5 protein-coding genes are annotated in these 4492 nt (G+C 60.3%); all 5 read left to right on the top strand.

Annotated features, from left to right (window positions below):
* Positions 1-193: 193 nt before the first annotated feature.
* Complete coding sequence (locus tag WBV42_RS20240) at positions 194-1099, top strand: ABC transporter ATP-binding protein (RefSeq protein ID WP_423987631.1); 906 nt, start codon at positions 194-196, stop codon at positions 1097-1099.
* Between the two features lie 9 nt (positions 1100-1108).
* Positions 1109-2539: a Fe-S cluster assembly protein SufB gene (sufB, locus tag WBV42_RS20235; RefSeq protein ID WP_423987630.1), complete on the top strand. Its 1431-nt coding sequence runs from the start codon at positions 1109-1111 to the stop codon at positions 2537-2539.
* Positions 2536-3744: a Fe-S cluster assembly protein SufD gene (sufD, locus tag WBV42_RS20230; RefSeq protein WP_423987629.1), complete on the top strand. Its 1209-nt coding sequence runs from the start codon at positions 2536-2538 to the stop codon at positions 3742-3744. The genes sufB and sufD overlap by 4 nt, the downstream gene beginning before the upstream one ends.
* A 78-nt stretch (positions 3745-3822) precedes the next feature.
* Positions 3823-4323, top strand: coding sequence for a rubrerythrin (locus tag WBV42_RS20225; RefSeq protein WP_066146357.1), 501 nt, complete (start codon positions 3823-3825; stop codon positions 4321-4323).
* Positions 4320-4492 (top strand): metal-dependent transcriptional regulator (locus WBV42_RS20220; protein ID WP_423987632.1); only part of this gene is annotated, 173 nt, incomplete at its 3' end. The genes WBV42_RS20225 and WBV42_RS20220, both read left to right, overlap by 4 nt.

Below are 4492 nucleotides of genomic sequence, written 5' to 3'. Positions count from 1 at the left end.
AGCAACAGACCGGCCTCAGCAGTTTCATGTAAACGACAGGTAGTGTTCTAACCCCTCTATTATATGTGAAATAAACCGCTGTGCTTTCACACTGAAAAACAATTTTTTTCTTTCCGAAAACCGATTGCACAGGAATGCGAAACGTTTATGGGACAACCTACCCTTGCTCCAAATGACTTAGGTGAACCTAACAATGGCAACGCTCGAACTGAAAAATCTCCACGCAGAGGTAGTGGAAGAAGGCGAAAAGATCCTCAACGGCGTCGATCTCGAAGTCGAATCCGGCGAGATTCACGCGTTGATGGGACCGAACGGAAGCGGCAAATCGACGACGTCGAAAGTAATCGCGGGCCATCCCGCGTACGAAGTCACCGAGGGTGAGGTTCTGCTTCACATCGAAGAGGGTGAGTTCGGAGACATCGAGATTCCCGAGGACATGCGCACGTGGAATCTCCTCGAACTGGAACCGAACGAGCGCGCGGCGCTCGGTGTCTTCCTCGCGTTCCAGTACCCCGCCGAAATCGAAGGGGTCACGATGTCCAACTTCCTCCGCACCGCACTCAACGCGAAACTCGAAGAGCGCGAAGACCTCTTCAGTGAAGAGGACGAAGTTGAAGACGAAGAGGAAGAGTCCGGCTACGACACCAGCCCGATGGAAGGCCCGGCCGACGACGGTGAAGTCGGCGTCGCCGAGTTCCAGGAACTCCTCAAGGAGAAGATGGAACTGCTCGACATGGACGAGAAGTTCGCCATGCGCTACCTCAACGCCGGGTTCTCCGGCGGTGAGAAGAAGCAGAACGAAGTGCTGCAGGCCGCCATCCTCGAACCGTCCATCGCAGTGCTGGACGAGATTGACTCGGGGCTGGACATCGACCGTCTGCAAGACGTATCGAAAGGAATCAACGCACTCCGCGACGAGCAGGGTACTGGCATCCTCCAGATTACCCACTACCAGCGTATCCTCGACTACGTGGAACCCGACACGGTCCACATCATGCTCGACGGTGAAATCGTCAAGGAAGGCGGCCCGGAGCTCGCCGAGGAACTCGAAGACAAGGGGTACGACTGGGTCCGCGACCAGGTCTACGAGACCGCATAAGGTGATATCATGAGTTCAGATCAGGACCACTTGAAAGAGACAGATACGGAAGAACGGTTCGAGTTCAAGAAGGAACAGCGAGCCGCGGTCAAGTCCGACAAGGGGCTTACCGAGGAGGTCGTCCGCCTCATCAGCGAGGACAAGGACGAACCCGAATGGATGCTCCAGCGGCGTCTTCGCGCACTGGAACACTACCAGAACATGCCCCTGCCGACGGACTGGCCCGGCCAGCCCGACCTCTCGGGACTCGATGTCGAGGAGATCGTTCCCTACATCCGCCCCGACGTCGACAAACGCGGCGGCGCGGACGACTGGGACGATCTCCCGGACGACATCAAGGACACCTTCGACAAACTCGGCATCCCGGAGGCGGAGCGTAACGCGCTCTCCGGCGTCGGTGCCCAGTACGAGTCCGAGGTCGTCTACCAGAACATGCAGGAACAGTGGGAGGAAAAGGGCGTCGTCTTCTGCAACATGGACCAGGCGGTTCAGGAGCACGAAGACCTCGTCCGAGAGTACTTCATGACGAAGTGCGTGCCGCCGAGCGACAACAAGTTCGCGGCGCTCCACGGCGCGGTCTGGTCCGGTGGGTCGTTCGTCTACGTCCCCGAGGACGTGACCGTCCAGATGCCGGTGCAGGCGTACTTCCGCATGAACTCCGAAGGGATGGGACAGTTCGAGCACACGCTCATCATCGCGGAGGAAGGAAGCGAAGTTCACTACATCGAGGGCTGTTCGGCACCGAAGTACTCCGCGTTCAACCTCCACTCCGGTGGCGTCGAGGTCTTCGTCGGCGAGGACGCTCACGTCCAGTACTCGACCGTGCAGAACTGGTCGAAGAACACGTACAACCTCAACACCAAGCGCGCCATCGTCGAAGCAGGTGGCCGTATGGAGTGGATCTCCGGAAGCATGGGGTCGAAATCCACCATGCTCTATCCGTGTTCGATCCTCAAGGGTCGCGGCGCGTCTGCGAATCAGATCTCCATCGCCTTCGCGGGCGAGGGACAGAACATCGACACCGGCGCGAAGGTCTACCACAACGCGCCGAACACCAACTCGACCATCGAGTCGAAGTCCATCAGCAAGGACGGCGGCCGCACGAACTACCGTGGCCTCGTCCACATCAGCGAAGGGGCGGTGGACTCGTCCACGTCGGTCGAATGTGATGCGCTGATGTTCGACAACGAGTCCACGTCGGACACCATGCCGTACATGGAGATCAACGAAAGCCGCGTCAACGTCGCCCACGAGGCGACCGTCGGGAAGATCGGCGACGAGGACGTCTTCTACCTCCAGAGCCGCGGTCTCGACGACGACGACGCGAAACAGATGATCGTGAGCGGGTTCATCGAACCCATCACGGAAGAACTCCCCATCGAGTACGCGGTCGAACTCAACCGCCTCATCGAACTCGAAATGGAGGGCAGCCTCGGATGAGCACGCAGGTTCACAGCACTCTCTCGGAGGAGACCGTCCGCGAGATTTCGAGCGACCTCGGCGAACCCGAGTGGCTGCTCGAAGCCCGTCTCGACGCGCTTTCCGCGTTGGACGACCTCGACATGCCCGACGTCATTCGGACGCCGGGCCGAGACTGGACGAACCTCGACGCGCTCGATTACGACAGCTTCGTCGATCCGCTGTCCGCCGCAGAGGAGAAAGAGCGCGTCGAACCCGAAGGCGTCTCCGTCCTCTCGCTGTCCGACGCGCTGGACGAGCACGAGGAGATCGTCGAGGAGTACTTCGGCTCCGTCATCGACCCCGAAGACAACTACCTGACGGCGCTCTCGACGGCGCTGTTCACGTCCGGTACGCTCGTCTACGTCCCCGAGGGCGTCGACGCCGAGGACGTGACGATTCGGACGACGATGCAGAGCCAGTCGCTGTTCAACTACACGCTCGTCGTCACCGAGAAATCGAGCTCGGTGACGATCCTGGAACGCCAGGAGAGTGAAGAGTTGGAGGGCGAACGCTACTACAGCGGCCTGGTCGAAATCGCGGCTGGCGAGAACAGCCACGTCCAGTACGGTTCCCTGCAGGACGTCGACGAGGAGACGTACACCTACACGCTGAAGCGTGGTACCGCCGCCGACCACGCCACCGTCAACTGGGTCGAGGGGAACGTCGGCTCTCGACTCACCAAGTCCTCCGTCGAGACGCTGCTCGACGGCGAAGGCTCGGAGACGAAGACCGTCGGCGCGTTCTTCGGTCACGACGACCAGCACTTCGACGTCGCTGCCCGCGTCTGGCACAAGAACGAACACACGACGGCCGACCTCGTCACCCGCGGCGTGCTCGACGACGAAGCGCGCTCCGTCTACGAGGGCGTCCAGGACGTCGGCAAGGACGCGTGGGACACGAGTTCCTACCAGCGTGAGAACACGCTGATGCTCTCGGACCAGAGCGAAGCCGACGCCTCGCCGAAACTCATCATCAACAACCACGACACCGAAGCCAGTCACTCCGCGACGGTCGGACAGGTCGACGAGGAGGACCTGTTCTACATGGGCTCGCGCGGCGTGCCGGACGAACTGGCCAAGAACATGCTCGTGGAAGGGTTCTTCGTCCCCGTTCTCGACGAAGTCGAAGTCGAGGAGCTCCGTGAGGACCTCGACGCGAAGATCGTCGAGCGACTCGACTACTGATCTTCACCGTTTTCTTTCCCTTCGTTTCCGCGACCGACATCAGGGAGTGTTAAGTTTCCCCACCACTTTTTCACGGATATGAGTGTGAGTCAGCGCGTCTCGTCGGACCGCCAACTCGCGCGCTTGCTCCAAATCGGCGTCGTACTTGAAGAAGTCGTCGAGGCACGGGCTGCGCGTCATTTCGAGACCCTCCCTTCGGAGGAACAGGACGAACTTCACAAGGACATACGCGAGATGCTCGCGGAGGCACGCGAGGAATCGGCGGAACACAGGGGTCGACTCGAATCGTTGATCGACGAGCTCGATGCCGAGACGATTCCGTTCGAGGAGATCGAACTGTTGGTGGGCGAGCAGTACGCACAGACCGCCCCCGACGATTTCGACGGCGTGCTCTACGACCAACTGCACGGCGAGGAGACGGCGTACAAGTTCTACGACGACCTCATCGTCGCCATCGAGGAGAGCGAGACGACGTTCGGCGTCGAGCGGGAGCGACTGCTCGAAACGCTCTCGGGGATTCGAGCGGAGGAAGCGGCGGGTGCCGAAGAAGTCGCGGAATTGATGGAGGACGCAGAATGAACACAGCAGATCAGTATCTCAAAGCGATCTATCTCGTCCAGCGCATCAACGACGGCCCGGCGGCAACCGGTGCCCTCGCGGACCAACTCGGCGTGAGTCCAGCCAGCGTCAACGAGATGGTCGGCAAACTCCAAGAGCGCGGGTTGGTCGAACACGAGAAGTATCGCGG

This window comes from Haladaptatus sp. (assembly GCF_049589095.1).
GTDB lineage: Archaea > Halobacteriota > Halobacteria > Halobacteriales > Haladaptataceae > Haladaptatus.
The sequence above is the reverse complement of the archived record's forward strand: the minus strand, read 5'-3'. Positions and strand labels throughout refer to the sequence as shown.

What these genes read in the sequence shown, in the direction of transcription:
- WBV42_RS20240 (WP_423987631.1), top strand. Translation starts at nt 194, where the DNA reads ATGGCAACGCTCGAACTGAAAAATCTCCACGCAGAGGTAGTGGAAGAA.
- sufB (WP_423987630.1), top strand. Translation starts at nt 1,109, where the DNA reads ATGAGTTCAGATCAGGACCACTTGAAAGAGACAGATACGGAAGAACGG.
- sufD (WP_423987629.1), top strand. Translation starts at nt 2,536, where the DNA reads ATGAGCACGCAGGTTCACAGCACTCTCTCGGAGGAGACCGTCCGCGAG.
- WBV42_RS20225 (WP_066146357.1), top strand. Translation starts at nt 3,823, where the DNA reads ATGAGTGTGAGTCAGCGCGTCTCGTCGGACCGCCAACTCGCGCGCTTG.